26 protein-coding genes are annotated in these 23,474 nt (G+C 69.6%); 7 read left to right on the top strand and 19 right to left on the bottom strand.

The window, feature by feature from the left end; translation table 11 throughout:
• The first annotated feature begins 588 nt into the window (after window positions 1–588).
• A complete protein-coding gene (locus LX16_RS02360) occupies window positions 589–1,437 on the top strand; it encodes a P1 family peptidase (protein WP_147132419.1) in 849 nt (282 codons plus the stop codon).
• A 44-nt stretch (window positions 1,438–1,481) separates the two neighbouring features.
• Here the strand turns inward: LX16_RS02360 and LX16_RS02355 are convergent, their stop codons facing one another.
• The 6 genes from LX16_RS02355 to LX16_RS02330 form a co-directional block, all read right to left on the bottom strand.
• Window positions 1,482–2,375: an arylamine N-acetyltransferase family protein gene (locus tag LX16_RS02355; RefSeq protein ID WP_147132416.1), complete on the bottom strand. Its 894-nt coding sequence runs from the start codon at window positions 2,373–2,375 to the stop codon at window positions 1,482–1,484.
• A gap of 104 nt (window positions 2,376–2,479) precedes the next feature.
• Window positions 2,480–3,811 carry an MATE family efflux transporter gene (locus LX16_RS02350; protein WP_147132413.1) on the bottom strand — a complete coding sequence of 444 codons (1,332 nt, stop codon included), beginning with the start codon at window positions 3,809–3,811 and terminating at the stop codon, window positions 2,480–2,482.
• A 216-nt stretch (window positions 3,812–4,027) separates the two neighbouring features.
• Window positions 4,028–4,471: a 30S ribosome-binding factor RbfA gene (gene rbfA / locus LX16_RS02345; protein ID WP_147132410.1), complete on the bottom strand. Its 444-nt coding sequence runs from the start codon at window positions 4,469–4,471 to the stop codon at window positions 4,028–4,030.
• A 16-nt stretch (window positions 4,472–4,487) separates the two neighbouring features.
• Entirely contained in the window at window positions 4,488–4,781 is a 294-nt protein-coding gene (locus LX16_RS02340; protein ID WP_147132407.1) for a DUF503 domain-containing protein, read from the bottom strand.
• Window positions 4,782–4,864: 83 nt separating this feature from the next.
• Window positions 4,865–5,620, bottom strand: a complete 756-nt coding sequence (locus LX16_RS02335; RefSeq protein ID WP_147132402.1) for an ABC transporter permease — start codon at window positions 5,618–5,620, stop codon at window positions 4,865–4,867.
• A 10-nt stretch (window positions 5,621–5,630) separates the two neighbouring features.
• Entirely contained in the window at window positions 5,631–6,584 is a 954-nt protein-coding gene (locus LX16_RS02330; protein WP_147132397.1) for an ATP-binding cassette domain-containing protein, read from the bottom strand.
• 146 nt (window positions 6,585–6,730) lie between these two features.
• On the opposite strand from LX16_RS02330, the gene LX16_RS02325 reads away from it, so the two are divergent.
• Window positions 6,731–8,026 carry a serine hydrolase domain-containing protein gene (locus LX16_RS02325; RefSeq protein WP_147132394.1) on the top strand — a complete coding sequence of 432 codons (1,296 nt, stop codon included), beginning with the start codon at window positions 6,731–6,733 and terminating at the stop codon, window positions 8,024–8,026.
• A 10-nt stretch (window positions 8,027–8,036) separates the two neighbouring features.
• Here the strand turns inward: LX16_RS02325 and LX16_RS02320 are convergent, their stop codons facing one another.
• Together LX16_RS02320 and LX16_RS02315 are read right to left on the bottom strand one after the other, a co-directional pair.
• Window positions 8,037–8,915, bottom strand: a complete 879-nt coding sequence (locus LX16_RS02320) for an SDR family oxidoreductase (RefSeq protein ID WP_147132391.1) — start codon at window positions 8,913–8,915, stop codon at window positions 8,037–8,039.
• Between the two features lie 28 nt (window positions 8,916–8,943).
• Window positions 8,944–9,543 (bottom strand): PadR family transcriptional regulator, encoded by a 600-nt coding sequence (locus LX16_RS02315; RefSeq protein ID WP_147132388.1) that lies wholly within the window; start codon window positions 9,541–9,543, stop codon window positions 8,944–8,946.
• A gap of 110 nt (window positions 9,544–9,653) precedes the next feature.
• Between LX16_RS02315 and LX16_RS02310 the strand changes: the two genes are divergently transcribed.
• The 3 genes from LX16_RS02310 to LX16_RS02300 are packed head-to-tail and all read left to right on the top strand — an operon-like array spanning window position 9,654 to window position 11,449.
• Entirely contained in the window at window positions 9,654–10,259 is a 606-nt protein-coding gene (locus LX16_RS02310) for a winged helix-turn-helix domain-containing protein (RefSeq protein WP_147132385.1), read from the top strand.
• A 1-nt stretch (window position 10,260) separates the two neighbouring features.
• Window positions 10,261–10,680 carry a VOC family protein gene (locus LX16_RS02305; RefSeq protein WP_147132381.1) on the top strand — a complete coding sequence of 140 codons (420 nt, stop codon included), beginning with the start codon at window positions 10,261–10,263 and terminating at the stop codon, window positions 10,678–10,680.
• Window positions 10,673–11,449, top strand: a complete 777-nt coding sequence (locus tag LX16_RS02300) for an SRPBCC family protein (RefSeq protein WP_147132378.1) — start codon at window positions 10,673–10,675, stop codon at window positions 11,447–11,449. Before LX16_RS02305 ends, LX16_RS02300 begins: the two co-directional genes overlap by 8 nt.
• Window positions 11,450–11,501: 52 nt before the next feature.
• Here the strand turns inward: LX16_RS02300 and LX16_RS02295 are convergent, their stop codons facing one another.
• The 3 genes from LX16_RS02295 to LX16_RS02285 all read right to left on the bottom strand — a co-directional run bounded on the left by LX16_RS02295 (window position 11,502) and on the right by LX16_RS02285 (window position 14,576).
• Complete coding sequence (locus tag LX16_RS02295; protein WP_147132375.1) at window positions 11,502–12,959, bottom strand: DUF7782 domain-containing protein; 1,458 nt, start codon at window positions 12,957–12,959, stop codon at window positions 11,502–11,504.
• Between the two features lie 90 nt (window positions 12,960–13,049).
• Entirely contained in the window at window positions 13,050–13,604 is a 555-nt protein-coding gene (locus tag LX16_RS02290) for a dihydrofolate reductase family protein (RefSeq protein ID WP_147132373.1), read from the bottom strand.
• A 345-nt stretch (window positions 13,605–13,949) separates the two neighbouring features.
• Window positions 13,950–14,576 carry an NAD(P)-dependent oxidoreductase gene (locus tag LX16_RS02285; RefSeq protein ID WP_147132370.1) on the bottom strand — a complete coding sequence of 209 codons (627 nt, stop codon included), beginning with the start codon at window positions 14,574–14,576 and terminating at the stop codon, window positions 13,950–13,952.
• 98 nt (window positions 14,577–14,674) lie between these two features.
• On the opposite strand from LX16_RS02285, the gene LX16_RS02280 reads away from it, so the two are divergent.
• Complete coding sequence (locus LX16_RS02280) at window positions 14,675–15,043, top strand: winged helix-turn-helix transcriptional regulator (protein WP_147132367.1); 369 nt, start codon at window positions 14,675–14,677, stop codon at window positions 15,041–15,043.
• A gap of 101 nt (window positions 15,044–15,144) precedes the next feature.
• Here the strand turns inward: LX16_RS02280 and LX16_RS02275 are convergent, their stop codons facing one another.
• The 3 genes from LX16_RS02275 to LX16_RS02265 form a co-directional block, all read right to left on the bottom strand.
• Window positions 15,145–15,315 carry a DUF397 domain-containing protein gene (locus LX16_RS02275; RefSeq protein ID WP_147132364.1) on the bottom strand — a complete coding sequence of 57 codons (171 nt, stop codon included), beginning with the start codon at window positions 15,313–15,315 and terminating at the stop codon, window positions 15,145–15,147.
• A gap of 194 nt (window positions 15,316–15,509) precedes the next feature.
• Window positions 15,510–15,680: a DUF397 domain-containing protein gene (locus LX16_RS02270; protein ID WP_147132361.1), complete on the bottom strand. Its 171-nt coding sequence runs from the start codon at window positions 15,678–15,680 to the stop codon at window positions 15,510–15,512.
• Window positions 15,677–16,501, bottom strand: a complete 825-nt coding sequence (locus tag LX16_RS02265; RefSeq protein ID WP_147132357.1) for a helix-turn-helix domain-containing protein — start codon at window positions 16,499–16,501, stop codon at window positions 15,677–15,679. Before LX16_RS02265 ends, LX16_RS02270 begins: the two co-directional genes overlap by 4 nt.
• 364 nt (window positions 16,502–16,865) lie before the next feature.
• Between LX16_RS02265 and LX16_RS02260 the strand changes: the two genes are divergently transcribed.
• Window positions 16,866–17,174, top strand: coding sequence for a hypothetical protein (locus LX16_RS02260; RefSeq protein WP_147132354.1), 309 nt, complete (start codon window positions 16,866–16,868; stop codon window positions 17,172–17,174).
• 1,252 nt (window positions 17,175–18,426) lie between these two features.
• Here LX16_RS02260 and LX16_RS02255 read toward each other — a convergent pair.
• The 5 genes from LX16_RS02255 to LX16_RS02235 all read right to left on the bottom strand — a co-directional run bounded on the left by LX16_RS02255 (window position 18,427) and on the right by LX16_RS02235 (window position 23,448).
• Window positions 18,427–18,816 carry a cupin domain-containing protein gene (locus tag LX16_RS02255; protein WP_147132352.1) on the bottom strand — a complete coding sequence of 130 codons (390 nt, stop codon included), beginning with the start codon at window positions 18,814–18,816 and terminating at the stop codon, window positions 18,427–18,429.
• 68 nt (window positions 18,817–18,884) lie between these two features.
• A complete protein-coding gene (locus LX16_RS02250; protein ID WP_147132349.1) occupies window positions 18,885–19,913 on the bottom strand; it encodes a hypothetical protein in 1,029 nt (342 codons plus the stop codon).
• An 85-nt stretch (window positions 19,914–19,998) separates the two neighbouring features.
• Window positions 19,999–20,973 (bottom strand): hypothetical protein, encoded by a 975-nt coding sequence (locus LX16_RS02245; RefSeq protein ID WP_147132346.1) that lies wholly within the window; start codon window positions 20,971–20,973, stop codon window positions 19,999–20,001.
• Between the two features lie 51 nt (window positions 20,974–21,024).
• Window positions 21,025–22,011: an aldo/keto reductase gene (locus LX16_RS02240; RefSeq protein WP_147132343.1), complete on the bottom strand. Its 987-nt coding sequence runs from the start codon at window positions 22,009–22,011 to the stop codon at window positions 21,025–21,027.
• 198 nt (window positions 22,012–22,209) lie between these two features.
• Entirely contained in the window at window positions 22,210–23,448 is a 1,239-nt protein-coding gene (locus LX16_RS02235; protein WP_147136874.1) for an RNA polymerase sigma factor, read from the bottom strand.
• Window positions 23,449–23,474 lie beyond the last annotated feature (26 nt).

The following is a 23,474-nucleotide window of genomic DNA, read 5'->3' as shown; positions in this document are numbered from 1 at the left end:
CCCGTTGGCGCGGTTCCGTTTCCGCGCCTACGGAGTATCCCATGCGGATCGAGTGACGTCAATGCATAAGTCCGTGGTGGACAGACGGACACACGCCTACTGCCGGCGGTTCATCGACTCCTGCAGTGCCCGGCGCGCCTCCTCGCGGGCCTCATCCTCGGAGCGGGCGGTCGTTTCGGTGGTGGCGGTGTACTGAGACATGGTGGTACTCCTCGCGTGAAGTTTCGAAGTCGTCATCGCGGAGAGCCGAACCGGGATCACCGGAGTTTCGTCATCGACTCCCCGCACCGTCGAGACGGTGGACCGACACGGTCGACACCGCGGCGGGGAGTCGGCCTGTCGGTCAGGTCCCGCCGCGGCTGGGAAGGATGAATACGTAACGCATCGCCACCACACTAACGCCGGTCCCGAATGTTGCCTAAGTTTTCCCGGAATCTGGGAAACATTCGACGAAGCCGGCGGACCGCGGCGTCGGTCCGGCCGTCTCCACATCGATGTCGCCCGGCTTCGACGGAGTGGGCCAGACGGGTTGCCCCGGGCCCGCCACGGCGAACGGCGAACGGCGGAGCCGGGTTCTAAGCTGGCGGCATGTCCCACTTCCCCGGAGTGCGTGTCGGCCATTGGACGGACCCGGTGGCCCGCACCGGCTGCACGGTCGTCCTGTTCCCGGAGGAAACCACCGCGTCGGCCGAGGTGCGCGGTGGCGCGCCCGCCACCCGGGAACTGGCACTGCTCGCTCCACATCGCACCGTCGCCCACGTCGACGCCGCCGTCCTCACCGGCGGCTCGGCGTTCGGGCTCGCCTCGGCGGACGGCGTGATGCGCTACTGCGAGGAGCGCGGCCGCGGAGTCGTCACCCCCGCCGGACCGGTGCCCATCGTGCCCGCCCTCGGCCTGTTCGACCTCACCGTCGGGGACGCCTCGGTCCGGCCGGGTCCCGAGCAGGGGTACGCCGCGTGCCTGGCCGCCACCGGGGAACCGTTCCAGGCAGGCCGGATCGGCGCCGGCACCGGCGCCACCGTCGGCAAACTGCGCGGCCCCGAGGGCACCCGGCCTGCCGGACTCGGAATCGCCACCGTGGCCACCGACGCGGCCGCCGTGACGGCGATCGTGGCGGTGAACGCGGTCGGCGACGTAGACCACGACGGCGACGGCATGGCGGCCGTACTGGAGATCCCACCACGGCGCCAGTTCGGCAACACCGTCATCGGAATCGTGGTGACCGACGCCCGCCTCGACAAGACCGGTTGCCTACTGGTCGCGCAGGGGAGCCACGACGGCCTCGCCCGGACGATCTCGCCGCCCCACACCACCGCCGACGGTGACGCGTTCATCGCCGCCGCCACCGGGCGACGCGAGGCCGACGTCGACGTCGTGCGGGCGACCGCGGTCGTCGCCGTGTCCCGCGCCATCCGGGCGGCGGCCGACTCCGGCTGAACGGGCCGGGAACCGGCTGGCCGTCGCTGACCGGGCGGGCGGTTTCACGCCTGATCCACCACCTCCGGGCGGGCGGCGGCGAGCCGTTCCGCCACACCGACCAGGACGGCCGACTCCTCGTCGTCCAACTCGATCCCGAACACCTCGCGCAGCAGGCCGGGAATCCGGTCCGGCGCCACCTGTTCCTCGCTCCTCTCGAACCGAGGGTTCACGGTGGCGAAGGTCGTGTTCACCAGGCTGTACCGCGTCGAGGGGGTCGAACGTTGTGCCACCAGGCGTCCCACGAACACCGAGGACGGGTGGGTCGCGGTGTAGTGGTTGTACACCTCGTAGTCCACCGGGTACTGAGGCCGGTGGGAGAAGCCGTAGAGGGTGAGCCAACCCTCCGGTCGCCACGAGCTCAGCAGCCATTCCCCGTCGACGTGGTCGAGCCGGTATCGCCAACCGTCCTGTTCGACGACCTCCCCGTCCCGGAGCGGCATCGGGGCGCGCAGCCCGTCCGCTCCGAAGCCGACGTCGGTGAGCAGGGGTTCACCGTCCACTTCGACCAGAAGTGCGGCGTGGCTGACGGGCCGGACCTTCTCACTGCCCATCCGCACCCGCGCGCCCAGCAGGCTCACCTTGTAGCCCAGCCGTTCCAGGACCCCGCCGAACAGCAGGTTGTGCTCGTAGCAGTAACCGCCCCGGCGGCGGTCCACCAGTTTCGCGGTGATCGCGGCGGGGTCCACGTCGACGCCGGCTCCCAGCGGTATGGCCAGGTTCTCGAACGGTATCGCCGACATGTGGGCGGCCTGCAGGGACCGCAGCGTGGCCGTGTCGGCGCGCGCCGGTTCGGGATGGCCGGTCCGCGCCAGGTAGCGCACCGGGTCGGCGGCGCCACCGGCGAGTCCGGGGTGGAGTGCGGCGACGCCGCGCGGCGGATGGTTCACGTCTGTCATGGTTCCCACTCTCGAACGGTTCGGGTGTATCCCGAACAAGTCCCGAGCGGGTCGGCGGCTTCCCGGCCGGAGCGTGTTCCCGGTCTCGGTGGACGGACTCCGGTTCAGCGTTCGGCGCCGGCGATCGCCCACGTCCCCGATCGCAACCGCCACAACAGTGCCAGCAACCGGACGACGATGAAGGCCGAGAGCCCGGCCCAGATGCCGCCCAGTCCGGCGTCGAAGGCGTAGGTCAACCAGATCAGCGGCAGGAAGCCGACCAGCGCGGCCAGCACCGTCATGTTCCGCATGAACGCCACGTCACCGGCGCCGATGAACACGCCGTCGAGCGCGAACACCACCCCGGCGACGGGCAGCAGCCCGATGAACCACGGCCACAGCACCGCCGCCTGATCAGCCACCTCGGGATCGGGTGAGAACAGGCCGGGCAGGAACGGGGCGCCGATACCGACCAGGACGGCGAAGAAGACGCCGTATCCCAGGCCGATCCAGCCGATCCGGCGCGCGGTGTCCTTGGCGCGCGCGATGTCGCCGCCGCCGAGTTCCGCCCCGATCAACGCCTGCGCGGCGATCGCGACGGCGTCCAACGCCAGGGCGGCGAAGAACCACAACTGCAACCCGATCTGGTGGGCGGCCAGCGCGGCGGCGCCGAAGCGGGCGGCGACCGCGGCGGCGGAGATGAAGCACAGTTGGAAGGCGCCGCCCCGGATGACCAGGTCACGGCTGAGTGAGAGTTGCCGTCGCACGACGTTCCAGCGCGGGCGGAGTGACACGCCCTCGACGGCCAGGGCGCGGATGAAGAGGGTGCCCGACACCGCCTGGGCCACGACGTTGGCGATCGCCGAGCCGATGAGGCCCAGACCGACGGGGTACACCAGGATCGGTGCCAGTATCGCCGAACCGATGCTGGCGGCCAGCACGATGTACATGGGGCGCCTGGTGTCCTGCACGCCCCGCATCCAGCCCTGCCCGGCCATCGCCAGCAGCAGGAACGGGGCGCCGAACACCGCGATCCGCAACCAGCTCTCGGCCGCCGCGGCGATCTCGGCGCCCTCGGCTCCACCGCCGGCGAGGGCGCGGGTGAGCGGCCCGGCGAACAACTGGACGACGGCGATCATGACGGCTCCGCCGAGCACCGCCAGCCAGGAGCCCTGGACGCCCTCGGCGACGGCCTCCGCGCGTTGCCCCGCTCCGAAACGGCGGGCGACCCGTCCGGTGGTCCCGTAGGCGAGCACGACGCCGATCCACCCGGCGACCGACATCACACCGCCGCCCAGGGCGAGGGCCGCCAGCGGTATCCGGCCGAGGTGCCCGACGACGGCGGTGTCGACGAGGATGTAGAGCGGTTCGGCGGCCAGTACCACCAGGGCGGGGATCGCGAGGGCGGTGATACGGCGCAGGCCGGCCGGTGAGTGCGCGGGGGCGGGGGTGGTCACCGGGCCATCCTGCCACAGACCGTAATGGTCGACAACAGTTACGCCCCTTACGCGGGACTCTCGGCCGTCGTCGTCCCGGAACCGGCATCCCGCCGGATCCGGGTGGCTCCGGGCGTCGTCCGACCGTGTCCGGGGACTTCGGGAGATCGCGGGCTCACGCGGACGGGCCGGGTGGTACGTCCCACCCGGCCCGTCCGGCCTCTCGTTCGACCTCGGTCAGCGGACGTCGGGGTCCTCGTCGTCCTCGGTCGTCTTGTACGGGTTGGCCTCACCCGCGTAGCGCGCGCCCGCGGCGATCTGGTGGACCCGGGCGTCGGCGTCGGCGGCCCGCGCCAGCAGGTCGTCGATGTGGTTGGCCTGGTCGGGCAACCGGTCGGCGACGAAGGTCAGCGACGGCGAGTGCCGCAGGCCGAGCGCGCGCCCGACGCGGGTACGCAGCAGCCCCTTGGCGCTGTCGAGTGCGGCCGCGGCGGACTTGTGCGCGTCGTCGTCACCGAACACGGTGTAGAAGATCGTCGCCTCCCGGAAGTCCGGGGTCAGCCGGGCGTCGGTGATGGTGACCATGCCCAGACGTGGGTCCTTCACGTGCTGGCGAATGGCCGTGGCCGTCAGCTCCTTGAGCCGCCCGGTCATTCTGCGTGCCTTTGCCGCGTCAGTCATCGTGACCCACCTCTTCCTAGTCCTCCTGGCCGAAGACCCGCCTGCGGACACTGAGCAGCTCAATCTCCGGGCGGCCCGCCACCAGCTTTTCGCAGGCGTCCAGCACTTCCTGGACGTGCGAGTGTTCTCCGGACACCACCGCGACGCCGACCTCGCTGCGCCCGTGCAGGTCCTCACCGCCGACCTCGGCGGCGGAGACCTCCAGCCTGCGTAGCGCGGCCACGATCGGCCTGACATAGGAACGCTTGGCTTTCAGCGAGCGTGAATCACCCGGCAGAAGCACGTCGAAGATGGCGGTACCGGTATACACGGCTACAGCGTACGCCCCGGATGCCGGAACGCCGAAATCGATATACGTGCGCGACGCCCGGCGGACGGGCGCCGCGCACGGGGTCAGACGGTCTGGCGGCGCATCGTCAGAATGCCCACCGTCAGGCCGACGGCGGCGGTGGCGACGGCGGCGACGACACCGGGTCCGACGACGTCCCAGGCGTATTCACCGGCGAACAGCGTGCGTTCGGCCTCGACGATGTAGGTGAGCGGGTTGACCGTCGAGACGGCCCGCATCCAGGCCGGCCCCTGTTCGAGCGGCAGCATCATGCCCGACAGGATCAGCAGCGGGAACAGCAGTGTCTGCTGCACTCCCCAGAACAGCCACTCCTTGCCCTGCGAGGCCAGCGCCAGCGCGTACGACAGCGCCCCGAGCCCGATCCCCAGGACGGCGAGGATCGCCAGGCCCAGTAGCGCGCCCAGCGGGTAGAGCCGGAAACCGAACGGCAGCATCACGAGCACGATGATGGCGCCCTGGACGACCAGCGGGGCGATCTCCTTCAACGCCTTGCCCGTCATGATGGCCGCCCGGTTGAGCGGCGCCACCATGATGCGCTCGTGCGATCCGGTGGTCATCTCGTACTGGAGGTTGGAGCCGGTCATGGAGGTGCCGAACAGCGACACCATCACGACGATCCCGGGCACGAACCACTGCCACGGCGACTCGCCGGGGATCCCGGGGGTCGCGGCCACCAGCGGCCCCAGCAACGCGAGGAACACGAGTGGTTGCGCCAGTGAGAACACCGGGGTGAAGGGGTCGTAGAAGATCGGACGGGATTCGCGGACGAAGACCTTCGCGGTGTCGGAGAAGAAGGACACGGGTTTCCTTTCAGGCGGCGTCGGCGTCACGGAGGGTGCGGCCGGTGAGGGACAGGAACACGTCGTCGAGGGTGGGGATCCGCAGCTTCGCGGTGTCGGCGGGCAGGTCGGCGGCGTCGAGCGCGCGCAGGGTGCGGGGCAGTGCCGACTCGCCGTTCTCCACGGTCAGGATCACGGTCGCGCCGCTGACGGTGGTCTCGCGCGCGGAGCCCTCCAGCAGCGCCGCGGCGGACTTGGCGGCGACCTCGTCGGCCATCCCGAGGGTGATGCGGTCACCCGCCAGGGTCGCCTTGAGTTCGGCGGGGCTTCCGGCGGCGATGACCTCGCCGTCGTCGATGATCAGCACCCGTTCGGCGAGTTGGTCGGCCTCCTCCAGGTAGTGGGTGGTCAGGAAGATCGTCATGCCCAGTTCCGCCCGCAGCCGGACGATCTCCTCGGCCAGGTTGGCGCGGTTCTGCGGATCGAGTCCCGTGGAGGGCTCGTCCAGGAAGAGCAGCGCGGGGCGGTGCATCAGTCCCAGCGCGATGTCGGCACGGCGGCGCTGTCCGCCGGAGAGGGTGCCGATCGAGCGTTTGGCCATGCCCGCCAGCCCCAGGAGTTCCAGGAGTTCGGCGGCACGCCGTCTGGCGTCGCGTCCGGTCATGCCGTAGAACCGGCCGTGGTCGACCAGTTCGTCGACTATGCGGTGGTTGTGGCTGACGCCGTTGCCCTGTCCGATGTAGCCGATCGCGCGGCGGACCTCGACCGGTGCCGCCAGGACGTCGTGTCCGGCCACCGTGGCGGTGCCGCGGGTGGGCCGCAACGACGTGGTCAGCATCCGAAGCGTGGTGGACTTGCCGGCGCCGTTGGGCCCCAGGAAGGCGACCAGTTCCCCCGGTGACACGTCGATGTCGATGCCCTTGACCGCCTTGACGACTTCCTTCTTCGCGCGGAAGTCCCGTGCCAGACCTCGGGTGTGGATCATTCCGAGCCTCCTATTCAAGTTTGAGTGCCATCCGAGGCTAGTCCATCGACGGCAACTGCACAAACTTGAATACCAAAACTTTAGTGGATGCCTTGCGAAATCCCGCGCGGTGTGCGCAAACGGCCCGCCGTCGCTATGATGTCTATATGACATCACCCTTGAAGAAGCTGACCGCACTGTACGAGGAAGCCGAACCGGGGACCACTCCTCCGGTCGCGTCCGTGGCGGTGCGGGACTCCACCGGAATCGCCTCCACGACCGTCGGAGGCCGTCCCGGCACCAGGTTCCAGGCCGCGTCGATCAGTAAGGCGGTCGCCGCGGCCGCCGCGCTGCGGCTCGTCGCCGACGACGTCATAGCGCTGGACCGTGACGTCACCACGTATCTGCGGTCCTGGCGTCCGCCGTCCGAGACCCACGTCCCGTTCACGCTCCGCCAGCTTCTCAGCCACTCGGCCGGGCTGACCGTGCACGGGTTCCCCGGCTACGCCCCCGGTCTGCCGCTGCCCACCCTCCCGCAGATCCTCGACGGCGCCGACCCGGCCAACACCGGGCCCGTCAGGGTCGCCGGCATCCCGGGCCTCACGTTCAAGTACTCCGGTGGCGGTTACACGGTGGTGCAACAGCTCATGGAGGACGTCACCGGCGCGCCCTTCGCCGATCTCGCCGACGAACTGGTGTTCCGGCCCGCCGGGATGTTCACCGCGACATACCATCCGGATTCGGACTCCACCGCGGTCGCCCACGTCGACGGCCGGCCGGTGGCCGGTGGGGGGCACCGTTATCCCGAACAGGCCGCCGCCGGGATGTGGTGCACCGCCGAGGACCTGATCCGGTTCGTGTCGGCGATCCGCGACGCGGCCGAGGGGGACGGGGAGCTGTTGCCGACCGCGCTGGCGCGCGAGATGCTCACCGAGCAGGCCGCCCCATTGGGGCTGGGCCTGTTCCTGGAGCCGGACCCCGTCCTGCCCCGGTTCGGCCACGGCGGCGACAACCACGGATTCACCTGCTTCGTCACCGCGTCGCGCACCGGTCCGTACGCGGTCGCGGTCATGCACAACGACGACACCTCGATCGACATGTTGACGCGGGTGAAGGACACCGCGATGCGCGAGACCGGTTGGCCCCACACCGCGGAGGAGACGACGCGTTCGCGGGGAGTCCGGACCCTCGACGACTGGCGTCACCGGTACGGCGGGGACTGGCGGCTGCCGGACGGCCGGAACGTGCGGATCGACTGGCCCCGCGACGGCGGCGACGACGCCAAGGCACCCACCATCACCGTCGGGGACGGTGCGGCCCTGACGTTGACCGTCCACGGTCTACGTCACGTGTCGGTGGACGCGGTCCGCACCGAACTGGAGTTCGACCTCGACTCGTCGGGCCGGGCCACCACCATGACGATCAGGCAGTTCGGCACCGAATCCACCGCCACCCGGGTGTGACCACGCAGGATCATCGCCAGAGGTCGAAGCCGCCGTCGGACTTGAGGACCTGGCCGACGATCCAGCGGCCGTCGTCGGAGACCAGCCACGCGATGAGTCGCGCCGGGTCGTCGGGGGCGCCGAACCGGCCGAACGGGGTCCGGGCGATCAGCTCCGTGACCTCGGTCAGGTCGCGGTCGGTCGTCTCCGGATCCAGGTATCCGGTGTTGACCGGGCCGGGGTTGACGGTGTTGAGGATGACGCCGCGTTCCAGCAGTTCGGCGGCGACGGTGGCGGTGATCCCTGCCAGCGCGGCCTTGCCGGTGGCGTAGGCGACCTCACCACGCATCGGACCGTCCTGTTGACCGGAGGTGAGCCAGACGACGCGCCCGGTGCGGTGTTCGTCGAGAGGACCACCGGTCTCGGCCCGCTCCCCCGGCCTCGCAGGGCCGGCCCCGTCGCCGAGTGGCGCGTACCGCTCGGCGAAGTGCCGGGTCAGCAGGAGGGTCGATCGGGTGTTGACCTGCCAGTGGGCGTCGAGCCGTTCGGGTGTCATGTCGAAGATGGAGCCGTCGCCGCCGCTGTTGGCGTGGTTGCATACCAGGATGTCGAGTCCACCGGTCAGTTCGGCCGCCGCCGAGACGAGGGCGGCCGGCGCGGCGGGGTCGGCGAGTTCGGCGTGCGCGTCTCCGAATCGGGCGCCGGGCCGCAGTCCGCCGCGGAGTTCGGCGCGGACCGCGTCGAGATCGTCGGCGCCCCAGGGTTGTTCACCGTCGTGGGCGGCGTGGTGCTGGACGAAGACGCTGGCACCGGCGTCGATGAGCCTGCGGGCGATGGCGAATCCGATGCCCGCGCGGCGTGACACTCCGGTTATCAACGCCGTCTTACCGGACAGGGGATGCGATTCCATGGTCACGGTTCTACCGCACCGGCCGTCGTCAGGTGGTGCCGCGTCGCCCCGAACCGGGGGTGCCGAAGGCGTGGGGGTCGTCGTCGGCCATGGTCCAGTCGCCCCGTTCCAGCCGGTCGATGAGGGACCTGGTCCAGGCGATACCGCTGTCGGCGGCGTGGACCCAGAGTCCGAACAGTTCACTGATGTGCCCCACCTGGGAGGGCCGTTCCGCCGCCTGCCGTGACTGTTTCGCCTTGACATCCCTTTCGGACTCCAGGGCGGCCACCCGGCTGCGTAGCAGTTCGATCACCTCCGCGCGTGGCAACGCCGTGAAGAAGCCGAGTGCGGCGGCGAGCGCGTCGGGCCGGTGCTCCGGGTGGGCGAGCGCGCTGCGCAGCAACCGCAGGAACTCCACGTCGCCGGCGGGCGTGATGGTGTAGTCGACCCGCCAGGAGCCGTCGCCGGCGTCCTGGGCGGTCAGGAGTCCCTGCTTGGTCATCTGCTTGAGGGCGTGGTAGAGCGATCCCCACTTGATGTTCGCCCATTCGTGGGCGTTCCAGGCCAGCAGCTCGTTCTGCACGAGGTAGCCGTGCGCCGTGCCGTGAATCCGCACGACGCCCAACACCATCAGGCGCGTGGCCGACATGTCCGCCCTCTCACCGTATGAACCGTCGTCGTACAGCCTATGCCGGTCGGGTGCGTGACCCGGGTCACCATTGCCTTGACAATTTTATTTTTCGCGACCATGCTGGGCTTATGGATGAAGTCGCCGTCATCAACGACCCGGCCGCCGCCGAGGCCTCGCTCGACCCGGCACGCGCCGCCCTGCTGGCGGAACTGACCGAACCGGCGACCGCCGCGGCGCTCGCCAGGCGGCTCGGCATCGCCCGCCAGAAGGTCAACTACCACCTGCGGGCGCTGGAGGCCCACGGCCTGATCGAACTGGTCGAGGAACGCCGCGCGGGCAACTTCACCGAACGTCTCCTGCGGGCCACCGCGCGGGAGTACGTGATCTCCCCGGAGGTCATGGGCGGCATGAGCCCCGATCCCGAGCGGTCACCGGACCGACTGTCCGCGCGGTGGCTGTTGGCGGTGGCGTCGCGACTCGTCCACGAGGTCGGGTCGCTCATCACCGGCGCGGCGCGGACCCGCAGAAGACTCGCCACCTTCACCATCGACGGTGAGGTGCGGTTCGCGAGCGCGGCCGAACGGGCGGCGTTCGCCAGGGAACTCGCCGAGACGGTGACGACCCTGGTCGGCCGGTACCACACCGACACCGCACCCGGTGGGCGGACACATCGGATCATCGTGGCGCTGCACCCGGTGCCGCCGTCCGGTGACGACAACGACAAAGAGGAGTGACATGCGTATTCTCATCACCAACGTGCTGGTCGACGACCAGGCCAAGGCACACGACTTCTACACCGGGAAACTCGGTTTCGTCGTCAAGAACGACGTGCCCGCCGGTGGCGCCCGCTGGCTCACCGTCACCTCACCGGAGGACACCGACGGGGTGGAACTGCTGCTGGAACCCAACGGCAACCCGGGTATACAGATCAACGGTGAACCGGCCGCCCGGGTGTACCAGCGCACGCTGCACGAGGCCGGCATCCCCTACACGCTGTTCTTCGTGGACGACGTCGACGCCGAGTACGCGCGGCTGCGCGGTCTCGGTGTCGAGTTCCAGGGCGAACCGCAGGACGTGCCGGGCGGTAGGCAGGCCGTGCTGGACGACACCTGCGGCAACCTGATCGGCCTGATGGAGGTCACCGGGGATGCCTGAACCGCGACCCGAACCGGAGCCGCACAGTCTCGAGAAACGGCTGGAACTGGACGCGACGGTCGAGGAGGTCTGGCATGCCGTGTCCACCGGTTCCGGCCTGTCGACCTGGTTCGTTCCGCATCACGTGGACCCACAGGACGAGACGCGGTCCACTGCGGACTTCGGCTCCGGCAACACCTCCGAGGGCCGGGTGCGCGCCTGGGATCCACCGCACCGCGTGGTCTTCGGCGGCGAGGCGGGCAACCCCACCGAGACCCTGGAGTTCCTGGTGGAGTCGCGCGACGGCGGCGGAACGGTACTGCGGCTCGTGCAGTCGGGCATCCTGGGCGAGGACTGGGAGACCGAGTACCACTCGCGCGGTTGGGACCTGTTCTTCCACAACCTGACCTCGTATCTGAGGTACTTCGCGCCCGCGCCGGCGGTCAACGCGCTGGCCATGGCCTTCACCGAACTCGACCGGAAGGCCGTGTGGGACCGGTTCCACACCGCATTGGGAACATCCCGCGAGCTGTCGACGGGCGAATCGGTGAACCTGACCCCCGACGGCGTCGAGCCGATCCGGGGCGTGGTGGACGTCTACGCGCCCGACACGACGTTGGGAATCCGCACCGACACCTCGATGTACCGGTTCGGTGGGCACGGCGGGGAGGCGTGGGGGATGGTCAACGCGTTCCACTACCACTACGGCGACGAGCGAGACGGTCCGGAGTGGACGGAGGTCTGGCAGCAGTGGCTCGGGCGGTTGTTCCCGGCGGATCCACCGTCCTGAACGTCACCGGTGTGGCGCGGCCGGTCCGGTGGAACCGCCGCGCCGCACCGGTTCACACCACTTCCAGGAAACCCCGTTGGATCAGTCCGGACACGACCGGCGTCAGTCCCGCCGCGAGCAACGCCTCGGGGGCCTCGTGCGCCTGCGCGAGCAGGCCGATCTGGGTACGCATCGGAACGGTGCCGGTGCAGCCGCCCAGGAACGACACCAGCAGCGGGTCGATCTCCTCCCGCCGGTTCCATCCGGCGGTGTCGGTCAACATTTGCCGCTCCACCTCCCAGCCCTCGGGCGTCGCCGTGGCGGCCTGTTCCAGCATCACCCCGTCGGCGACCCGCAGCCGGGTTTCGAGCAGTTCGGGTAGACCCCGCTCCCCCGACCACTCCGCCCGGTCGAACCACCCGGCGACCAGTCCGGCCGGGTCGCCTCCCGGACGCGACCGGATGTCCTCACAGGACACCACCGGCGTCCCGGACTCCCGCAGGCGCGCGTTGACCACACCGAACCCGACCGCCTCGACCCGGTTCGCGTCGAACCAGTCGAGCCACGCCGCCAGGCGGTCGGGATCGGTCTCCCCGGAGTCCCGCTGCCAGATGCGCACGTAGTCGAGCGGATCCACCGCGTCCCGTTGGATCGCCCACACGTCACACCCGGAATCCGCGAACCAGCCCGCGACGCGGTCCCGCCACGGCGTCCCCTCGACGTGCAGCCAGTTCGCGAGGAACTGCAGGGTTCCGCCGGGGTTCAGCAGTCGTGGCGCCGCCCGCGCCAGTTCGGCGCACACACCGTCGCCGTCGCGGCCGGAATCCCGGTAGGTGTAGTCGGTGCGGGCCGGACCGATGATGAACGGCGGGTTGCTCACCACCTGGTCGAACCGTTCGCCCTCGACGGGTGCGATCATGTCGCCTTCGCGCAGCCGCCACTCCACACCGTTGAGGGCGGCGTTGACGGCGGCGAAACCGAGGGCGCGGGCGGAGATGTCGGTGGCGGTGACGGTCTCCGCGTGCCGGGACAGTTCCAGGGCGAGCACTCCGCCGCCGGTGCCGAGGTCCAGGGCGGTGCCCACCGGGCGGCGCAGCAGGTAACCGGTCAGGGAGTGCGAGGCGCCCGCCGCGCCCAGGACGTGCTCCCCCGCCACGGTCCCGCCCAGCCAGTCCGGCAGGTCGGCGAGCAGCCAACCGTCGCCGTGGACGGCGAGGTGAAGACCGGCGCGCAGCCCGTCGGGCTCCCGCACCAGCAGGCCGGAGGCCAGCGCGGTCTCCGGCGGCAGCGGGCGGACGGCCGCCGTGACCGCCGCCTCGGACTCCGTCTGTCCACAGCAGAACAGTCGGATGAGCACCGCCTGCGGATCGTCCTCGTCGGTCGCGGCCAGCGCCGCGCGGTGGTCACCACGTGCCATCGCGGCCTCGGCGGCGGGACCGAGCCGGGCCGTCACGCCCGTCGCGGTGTAGTCGGCGGTGAGCAGCGCCGTCCGCAGTAGCGCGACGTCGGCGGGTTCCAGCAAGGTCTGCATCGCCCGATCATCACAAACCGTGCCGGCCGGATCCCGCACGGGCGGGCCGCCGGCCGGTGCCTCGGTCGTCGTCGAGGGCGGCGGAGCGGGTCAGCGTTTCGGTGCGTAGCGGCTCACCACGGCGCCGCAGTCGAGGTCGAACCGGGTGGTGGGGACCAGATCGACGGGGACGGTCAGGCCCGCGAACGGGGTGGGGCCGCGACCCGCGAGGCGGGGGTGGATGACGAACTCGTACTCGTCGATCAGGTCGAGTTCGGCGAGGGCGCGCGGAAGGGTCACGCCGCCGGTGTAGAGGCTGTCGTACTCGGACTTGAGGGCGCGGACGGCCTCGGCGAGATCGCCCTCCACCAGTCGCGCGTTCCAGTCGACGCCTTCGAGGGTGTTGGAGACGACGTACTTCGGCTTGGCGTCGATGGTCCGCGCGAACGGGACCATCCACGGCTCCATCCACTCCGGCGGTTCACCGGACTCGGGAAGGCGCCATGCCGCCTCCATCATCCCGTAGATGACACGCCCGAACAGGAGCGCGTCCGCGCGCCCGATCGTCTCGGTCGAGTGCCGGTGCAGGGACTCGTCGGGGACGACGGCCTCGTGGTCGCAGCAGCCGTCCAGTGTGGTGTTGATGGAGTATCGGAGAACGCCCATGGGCAGAGCTTACGGGTGCCGAGAAGTCCACTGCGACACGTGTTCGATTCGCGGCGGCTCGGTTTCTCGGGGCGCCCCGGCGTCCGGCGTGAAAGCGGCCCTCCACACCAGACGAAGCACACACGGCTTCCCTGCCCGGTCCCCGCCGTTGCGCGCTTGGTCCCCGCCGTTGCGCGCTTGGTCCCCGCCGTTGCACTTGGTCCCCGGTATCGCGCACTTGGTCCCCGGCAGATCACGACAGAAAGCGCTGTACGAGGACAGAACAGGCGCGAACGATCAACGGGGCGGGGACCAAGCACGACCGGGCGGGGACCAAGCGGGCCAGTAACGGACGGTGCCGGGCGGTCAGGTCACGGCCAGGTGGGCGCGGTGCCGGGTGGGGGTCTCGGCCTCGTCGAGCAGCACGATCGCGAAGTCCTGGTACGAGATACGCGCCGCCATGTCGACCTGCTCGCGGATCTCGAACCGGCCGGTGCGCTCCCCGTCGTGGTCGAAGTCGCCGACCGGACTGATGTACACCCAGTCCAGCGAGCCACCCTCGGCGCGGAGGACGTCGAGGCCGGCGGCGTGCGCCAGCGAGAACGACCGGTACTCGGCGGGGAAGTCGGGCGTGTCCACCAGGCGGGTGCCTTCGGGGTCGGGCAGGAGCGTGCTGAGCCCAACCGTGACGAGCCGTTCCACCCCCGCCTGGTGCAGGCCCTTGACGAGAGACCTCGCGGCACTGACGAAGAACGTCTCCGGGGAGACCAGCGCCGCCGTGTTGATCGCGGCGTCGTGCCCGGACGCGAGTGCGGTGACGTCCGCCGCGTCGGTGACGTCCCCGGCGGCCACCCGCACGCCGTCGTCCGTCACGCCGCCGTAGCGGGACGAATCGCGGACCACCGCGGTGACCTCGTGCCCTCGCCTCCGGGCCTCGGCGACGACCTGCCGCCCGGCGCGACCGCCGGCCCCGAAAACCACGTACCTACCCATCGGAATACCTCCTGTTGGCTCGATGTTCGGGGAAACGTATCCGCAGGGGCGGTTACCTTCCGGGTACCGAGACCCGCTCGGGCGAACCAGGAGCACGTATGACGCGACCACCGCTGCCGCCGGACCTGTTCGACGAACTGTGCCCGTCCACGCTGCTGCCCTTCCGGTTCGGGGACAAGTGGGCGGCCCTGGTCCTCCGTTGTCTGGAAGGCGGTCCGCGCCGGTTCTCCGAGCTGCGCGTTCCGCTTCACCGCGTCACCCCGAAGGTCCTCACGCAGTCGCTCCGCAGGTTGGAACGCGACGGCCTGGTCGTGCGCACGGTCCACGCCGACCCGAAGCGGGGTGTGGAGTACGCGTTGTCGCCGCTCGGCCGTTCCATGCTGGAGCCGCTGGCGGTGGCGTGCGCGTGGGCCGCGGAGCACTGGGACGAGCTACTCGACGCCCGCGAGCAGTACACGGCCCCGTGACCGCGCGGTCCACGGCCACGGCACGGTCGCACAACGGAACGCCGCCCCGATCGGGGAACCGAGGCGACCGTTGTTCGCGGGCATCGGCGGTTGAGCCGCTTCTACCCAACCGAGCGCAGCAGGGCGGCGAACTCGGCGCGCTCGATCGCGAGGCTCCCGAGGGCGGGGGCCTTACTGTCCCGCACTTCCACGGGACCATTCAAGCGGACCTCGACACAGTTGCCACCGCTGTTACCGCTGCGGGTCGACTTCCGCCACTTCGCAGTCGCCATTGAACTAACCTCCGGTCAACGGGTAGCCGAGATGTCGTCCTAGCTCGACATTACGTCGGTGGAGGCGAAACCTCCGCAGTGCCACGCGGTTCCGGATGACGAACCGGTCGGCTGCGGACTTTCCCGGTCTATAACGAAACGCCGCCCCGGTCGGAACCGGGACGGCTGTTGGATGCGTAGCGGTTGAGCCGCTGTTATCCCACCGAACGCAGCAGGGCGGCGAACTCGGCACGATCGACCGCGAGACTCCCCACGGCGGGGGCCTTACTGTCCCGCACTTCCACGGAACCACTCAAGCGGACCTCAACGCAGTTGTTCCCGCTGCCCTGGCTGCGGGTGGACTTACGCCACTTTCCGGCTGTCATTTCAGGTAATCCTCCAATGGTTCGGCTCGGTCCCACACCGAGGCGAAAATCCTGTCATACAACGCGACGTCGTCTGCCGCTTCGGTGTAGCGGCACACGTCCTGGGCCTCGATGTAAGCAAACCTGTTGGCGCCGAGGAGTCCGCTGTTGGGGGTCATCAAGGTGAACCCGCCATTCATGCCGGAGTGCATCCCGGTCACGACACGGACTTCGACGGTGGGGAGGGCACCGGCCTCCCGCAGTCGCGTGACTTGCCCGGCGAGTGCGGCCGGGGTTAGCTCCTGGAGGTACAGCATGGCCGCGAAACCGATCGCGAACCGCATTGTCGGCATGTCGCGCCGGCCGAACATGCGGTCGTACCGGTCGGCGCGAAGCTCATGAACGGCTTCCGGCTTCGGTGTCAGCTCCGGTAGCTGCGCCGCGTGTACCGCACGCAGGTAGTCGGGGGTCTGGAGCAGGCCCGGGATGTACTCCGGCTCGTACGACAGGATCTCAGTGGCGGTGGGCTCGAAGTCCGCGAAGATGCGGAACTCGGGACTCGCACCGCCCGGGTACCGCTCGACCGCACCACGCTCTTTGCCCTGCTTGGCGAGGGTGTACATCCGGCTGAGCTGGGTAGAACTCGCGCCGTACAGGTCCGCGAGTGTCTTGACGGCATGGCGCTTGACGCTGTGCTGTCCGATCTCCCAGCGCCGCACAGTATCCGGGTGGACATCTAGTTCTTCGGCGACGTCGGTGTGGTCCATCCCCGCAGACTCCCGCAGGCTCACGAGAATCTGTCCGAGTGCGAGTCGCGCGATGGTGGGGGCCTCAGTAGACATGGGCTCTCCGCAGAAAGTGCGTAATGAAACGCTTACAGCATAACGCGCGTAGCGAGTCCACTTCACAGCGGTGTCCCATGTCGCTTACGGTCGGTATGTGGGCTGCCTCATCGGCCCACACGACGAGAGCCGGGTGCGGCTGCATCGCGCCCGGCTCTCCACACCATCCACTTTGCTTGGAGGACTCCATGGACGGCAGAGACAGGATAACCGGTGACGGCACGGTAGGTGCGCGTCGTGTCCGTGAGCCGATTTCACATGGTGACACGAAGCCGCACTTCCCCGATCTGATCCGCGGCGAGAGGTGCCGGGAATGTGGCGGCGAGTGGCCGTGCCGCACCGTGAAGCAACGGCGGTGGTGGGAATGAGCACGGCGCCGGTACCGGAGGTCACGTGGGCGGGGCTGACGGTGTTCGGGACGTTCTGGTCGGTGTACGCGCAGCAGGTGATCACGGTGACCTCCGCGCCGACCGCCGCGCACACCATCCGGGTGTGGGGGCGGCGGTGCGGCGTCCGGGCGTTGATCCTGACCATCTCGTGCCCGAGCCACTTCCCGGAGCCGCGCTGGGGCGCGGCGTGGGTGAACAATCCGCCGGAGTGGCGTCACGAGATCGAGCACGGCGCGGTGGACGTGTACGAACGCTGGGATGCCGCGCGCGAGGTCACGACGTGACCCCGGTGACGACACCGACCGTCACGTGCCCGGAGTGCCGTCCACGACGCCGCGACGACTGCGACACCTGTGGCGGTGCGGGATTCGTCGCCTTCCGAGACCTTCCCGACGGCGCGACGGCGGTGGGGCCGTCGCGTTCCGGTGTCACATCCCCCACGTGACACCACGGGCCGCCCCGGTGAACCTCCCGACCCCCGGGGCGGCCCACTCACAAAGACCACCGTGTGTCATGAAGCCAGGAGTGAGTATGCGAAGGGAGTCCGCGTGGCGAACATCGAAGATGTTTCAAGCGGCGATCCCGGAGGTCACCCGCCAGGTCGATGAAGTGGTGGCGGCGATGCGAAAAGCCAGATCCGATGGGCAGGAGGCAGTCGAGCTCTTGCACTCTGTCGGTGCAAGAGGTGTCGCCGACGAGATCGGAGCGGACGAGCCCTATGCACGATCGTCCCCGGCGGGTCGGGGGTACGCTGTCGTCATCGAAGGAATTCGACCCTCTTGTAGGACATGCCTGGGAGCGACGAATCGCTCTGCCACTGCTACCGGGCAGTCTTTGTGTACCTGTGGAAGACGGCAGGCAGAATGAACTGGTGGCAGTCCGATAACCCATTGGGTTGAAAATCTGGAATTATGGGGTTCAGCAGTGCTGCAGGTCGATAGTCGCCGTGACCCGATTGAGATATTCGCCGCAGTAGGTGGCGTGACACTACGGCTTCATGACCGGGAGAGAGCTCTGGAGGTGTGGTGTCACCTGCGTCGAGTGCCGGGTGGAGTCTGCAGGTGTTGCAGACGTTCGACGCTGGTTCGGGAGATGATCGACTCGCGCTGGTTGACATTGAAGGCTTGAAATATTCGGTCAGGTATACACCGAGAGTCCGGCGTCCGCTGGTTGATGACCGTGGCGAGGGGAGTCGATATTCGAATGGTCTTTACATATGCAGCCTGGGCTGAGCCATGTGTCGAAGAAGCGTTCGAAGACGAAGAATAAGAGACGACTCGCGAATGGCCCGAATCTACAACGGAATCGAATACTTCCCCGTCACCACTGACGAGGATCTACATGAGCAGCTCCTCATCAAGGCGAGCGAGCTCGACACCAAGAACTCACCGATCATGTGGGGCGATTGGGATTGGCCCCACCCGGGCACCGGGAACGCGACCCGCTTCCGCTTGTCACCCCGGTATTCACCCCGAACAGGGGTGCCGTGATCGTCTGGGACATTCACGAGAAGGGCATCGCCGACGACGCTGACGACTACTGGCCGTCACCCTTAGCGCAACGGATCTGTGCGCCGGGGGGCTGGTCGGCGGGGTGGGTCTCGACTGACGGTCCCTCCAGGGCCAACATCGTCATCCCCGTCTCGCTGCCCGAGGTGTGGTCCTCGCCCGGCTCCCACTGGACACCGGTACCCGCCGCGATCGCGACCCGTCGCCCGTCAGGTCCGGCGACCCAGCCGTCACCGGCGACCACGAGGAGGAGTTGCCGTACCGGGGCCGAGTGCTCCCCGATCGTCCCGCCAGGGGCGATCGACAGGCAGGTGAGTTGGAACCGGCCGTCGCCACCGGCGACACGGGTGGCGGTGGCGCCGGCGCTGTCGAAGCGGTCGATGACCCTTTCGGCGCGGTCGAACCGGAAGAACTGCACGGGGACTCCCGTCGTCGGGGCTGCGGAGCGTCCGATCATACGAGACCGGGATGCCGCGACGGGTCGGCTCACGGGCCTCGCCAACCGGTCGTCGCCAACCACTCCGCATGCGTGTCACCCTCGTCCCGGGCCTGCCGATACGTCTCCCACCACTCGGGACGGTCCAGCACATCACGGACCATCCCGGGCAGTGCCGGGTCGATCACGGCGAGGTCCACCGCGCGCCCGGAAGCGCCACGCCGCCACAGGTCGGCCAGCACCACGTAACGGCCCACCGTCGGCGGTCGCTCCGCGACGTGCCGGAGATAGTGGCGCAGCACCTCGGCGGCGGGCGGATAGCCGGTCAGGGTCATGCCCATGCCGTGACAGCCGGACATGGTTCGCAACAGCATTCCGGTGTGGTCCAACAGTTCGTCGTCGACGACCGGGGCCGTGACGGCCGCGTGCAGGTGGGCGGCCGTGGCGACCTCCCCCGCGTAGTAGCCGTCCAACACGTCGGGGCAGGCCGACCGCAGCAGCCAGTCCCGGTACGTACCCGCGCGACGGCACAGCGCCCCGACCGCGTACGACCTTCCCCAGCCGGTCAACCGTTCCGCCAGCCAGAGAATCGCGTCATGGCCGTTCCGGATCCGGCTCAGCGTGGCCACCGCCAGGGCCGCGCAACCGTCGGAGTAGAGCCCGACCGTTCTGATCAGTGGTATGTCCGCCGGGTCACGTGCCGTGCCGAGCAGCACGATCCCGGTGTTGACGCCGCAGAGGTGTCCACTGTGCCGCACCAGCCACCGGCCGGTCTCGTGAGCGCGGCCGGGATCGGCGCGTTCGGCCGCCGCGGTGACGTGCGCGTTGCCGTGCACCTGGGCGTCGGCGGCCAGATGCACGGCGTGGTCCAGATCCGCCGGGGTCGCGGCCGGGTCGGCGAAGTGGCGGTCGAGGGCTTCGGCCGCCGCCACGCCCGGCGGGGAACCCTTCCCACGGCGCACGAAACCGCATCCGCCGTCGGGCTCGGCGTCGTCGGGAAGCGGTGCGCGGGGGTTCGCCCGATGCCACCTCAGTGCGATGTCGTACAGCGATCCGGGTTCGCCGGGCTTTTCCGTCATCGGGGGTACGGACGCGTTTCTCGGTGGGTCATGGCGCGATGATCGCACGCCGCCGCACCCGTCGCGGTGCGGCGGCGTGCCGACGTCAGTACCGGGCGATCTTGAACACGCCCACGTCGTCGGAGTTCGTTCCGGAGCTGGTCTGGCTCAGTGACGCCTCCACACCGACCCAGCCGTGGAAGTTCCCGTCCGAGTCGATGATCTGGAGCATCGGCTTGACGTGCGAGTTCCCGGTGTAGCAGTACTCGCCGCGGCCGTCGGCCAGGGCGCGGCGCCAGTGCCACAGGGTGTCCCGCCGGTCCACGGTGGACTTGTTGGGTGCCGCCACGTAGTACTCGGTGGGTGTGGCGCTCTCGCCGCTGAGGCAACGCCCCGCACCGCAGCGTTCCCAGTCGGTCATCCAGAACGGCGAGCCGCCACCGGAGTCGAGGTACGGCCGGCCGTTGGAGTCGGTCTTCCAGAACCGGAACTCGTGGATCAGGTCGGTGTGGTCGATCGCCGCCAGCTCAGCCGTCGTGGCACGGTCGGACAGGCTCGCCCGGGAACCGAAACCGTAGCCGTGGGTGGCGCCGAAGTTGCTGCGCAGGAAGGTGAGTTCGGCGAGCTTGCCCGCGATGGGCTGACTCACCCGCCACTCCTCCCACTGGTCGCCGGTCCACTCGACGCGCAGCACGTCTCCGGTGACGGTGTACCGCCCCGTCAACTGCTTGGGAGCCGAGCTCGACTGGAATCCGTTGGCGGTCTGGATGTTGCAGTCCCGTGCCGGGCAGTCGCTCGCCTGGACACCGGTGTAGCTGCGCTTCACGCGCCGCGACTGCGTCCAGTGCCAGTGTTGTTCGGTGACGGTGCCGTCGGTGCCGAACCGGTAGGTCGCCAATCGTTGCCAGTTGGTGCGGACGCCGGGATCGACCCGGCCGACCGCCACGGTGAAGTTGTTCATTCCGGCGGGTTGCGTATCGGATCGCACATCACCGCCGAAACCTGCGGTGGGTGTGAGAAGGGTGGCCAGGAGGGCGAAGCCCGCCACCAGGCCCGGCCACCCGATTCGTGATATTCGCATTCGCTAATGCTCGGCGACGCGATTACACAAACTCCACAACCGGCCGGGCGATCACCACGCCCACGCCTCCGGGGACGGTCCGCCCTTGCCGATCGGCGGGAAGATCTCGTCCAGCCGGGCGAGGGTCGCCTCGTCCAGGGTGATGTCGAGACAAGCGAACGCGTCGGTCAGGTGCGTCATGGTGCGCGGCCCCACGATGGGTGCCGTCACCGCCGGCCGGGACAACAACCACGCCATCGCCACGTGCGCGGGCGGCAGGCCCAGTTCGTCACAGAACGCCTCCCACTCGGTGAGTCGTTCCCGGTGGTCGCGGACGAGACCGTCGGCGGGCGGGGCGGCGCTGCGCTCGGCCGTACCGTCGGCGAGCTTCCGCAACGCCCCACCCAGGGCACCGCTGTGCAGCGGCGACCACGGGATGACGCCCAGACCGTAGTGTTCGGCGGCCGGCAGCACGTCGAGTTCGGCGTGCCGGACCAACAGGTTGTAGATGCACTGTTCGCTGACCAGTCCGAGGCTGTTGCGGCGGTCGGCGGCCTCCTGGGCGGCGGCGATGTGCCAGCCTGCGAAGTTGCTGGAACCCACGTACAGCACCTTGCCCTGCGCCACCAACATGTCCATCGCCTGCCACACCTCGGCCCACGGCGCCGACCGGTCCACGTGATGCATCTGGTACAGATCGATCCGATCCGTCCGCAACCGCCGCAACGACGCCTCACACTCCGCCACGATGTGCCGCGCCGACAACCCACGACCGTTCGGTCCCTCACCGACCGGCCCGTAGACCTTCGTCGCCAGCACGGTGTCCTCACGCCTGCCGTCGCCCTTGGCGAACCAGTCGCCGATGATCCGTTCGGTGGCGCCGGGTCCGAGGTGCCGGCCGTAGACGTTGGCCGTGTCGAAGAAGTTCAACCCGGCGTCCCGGGCGGCGTCCATGATGGCGTGACTGTCGGCCTCGTCGGTGAACGGGCCGAAGTTCATGGTGCCCAGGCACAACCGCGACACCCGCAACGCCGTCCGGCCCAGATTCGTGTACTCCACGGTCATCCTCCTTGTTCGTTGACGCCGCGACGCTACGTCCTGGAGTGCACTCCAGCGCAAGTCCGCAGGTCACCGGATGCGCTACCGCCGGACCCGCGGTCGTCCGACCCGCCTCACCCCGAGCGACCGGGACCGGCGACGAAACGGGCCGGAGCGGTTCGCCCCGGCCCGTGCGTCACCCACCACCCGAAGGGATCGTCACCCCTCGCCCTCACGCACCGACTCGATGACGGACGCCAGTCGCCGCCGCAGCAACGCCCGCTCCGGGTCGGTGCCCGCCAGTTCCAACGCCCGCCGGTACGCGGCCGCGGCCTCGGTGAGCCTTCCCAACCGCTGCAACAGATCGGCCCGCGCCACCGCGTACGGTGGGTAGTCGCGCAACCTGTCGCGGCCGGGCAACCCGTCGAGCAGTTCCAGGCCGGCCTGTGGGGCGTCGCGCATCGCCACGGCCACCGCCCGGTTGAGCCCGATGACCGGTGACGGGTCGAGCGCCGCCAGGACGTCGTAGAGCGCGACGATCTGCGGCCAGTCGGTACCCGGGACGTCGGGTGCCTCGTTGTGGAGCGCCGCGATGGCGGCCTGCACGCCGTACGGCCCGGGCGGACCCGACAGCGCCGTACGCACCAGGGCGGCGCCCTCCTCCGACATCGGCCCGTCCCAACGCGTCCGGTCCTGCTCGTCGAGCAGCAGCAGTTCACCGTCGGGGCCGGTCCGGGCGTCGCGCCTGGCGTGCACCGACAACAGCAACCCGAGCAGACCGGCGACCTCACGCTCCGCCGGAAGCAGCCGGTGCAGGATCCGCGCGAGCCGGACCGCCTCGTCCGCCAGTTCGCGACGTTGCAGGTGGGTACCGGAACTGGCGGTGTGGCCCTCGGTGAACAGCGAGTAGATCACCTGGAGGACACCGGGTAGCCGCCCCGGCAACTCGTCAGGACCGGGGACGCGGAACGGAATCCGGGCGTCGCGGATCTTCTGCTTGGCCCGCACCAGCCGCCGCGACACCGTCGCCGCCGGTTGCAGGTACGCCCTGGCCACCTCGGCGGTGGTGAGACCGGCGAGGTACCGCAGTGTAAGGGCTCCCCGCGCGTCGGCGGGCAGGGCCGGGTGGGCGCAGGTGAAGAACAACTGCAGCCGTTCGTCGGGCAGGTCGGCGCCGGGGTCGGGGCCGGGCGGGGGCGGTTCCCGGTCGGCCTCCCACTGCAGGACCGCCAGCTTCGCGGCGTAGACCCGGTCGCGCCGCAACCGGTCCACCGCCTTCCGGCGCGCCGTCGTCAACAACCACGCGCCGGGTCGCGACGGCACACCGTCGATCGGCCACCGGACCAGTGCCGTCTCCACGGCCTCCGAGGCGACCTCCTCCGCCAGGTCCAGGTCACCGAACCGGCGGACCAGGGATGCCAGCAGCCTGCCGCGCTCCTCCCGGAACACCGACTCCATGAGCCGGTGTTCCGGGTCCGGCGACG

It is taken from the genome of Stackebrandtia albiflava, assembly GCF_007994225.1.
In the GTDB taxonomy this organism is placed as follows: Bacteria; Actinomycetota; Actinomycetes; order Mycobacteriales; family Micromonosporaceae; genus Stackebrandtia; species Stackebrandtia albiflava.
Note: the sequence above shows the minus strand (reverse complement) of the source record. Positions and strands in the feature narration are given on the sequence as shown.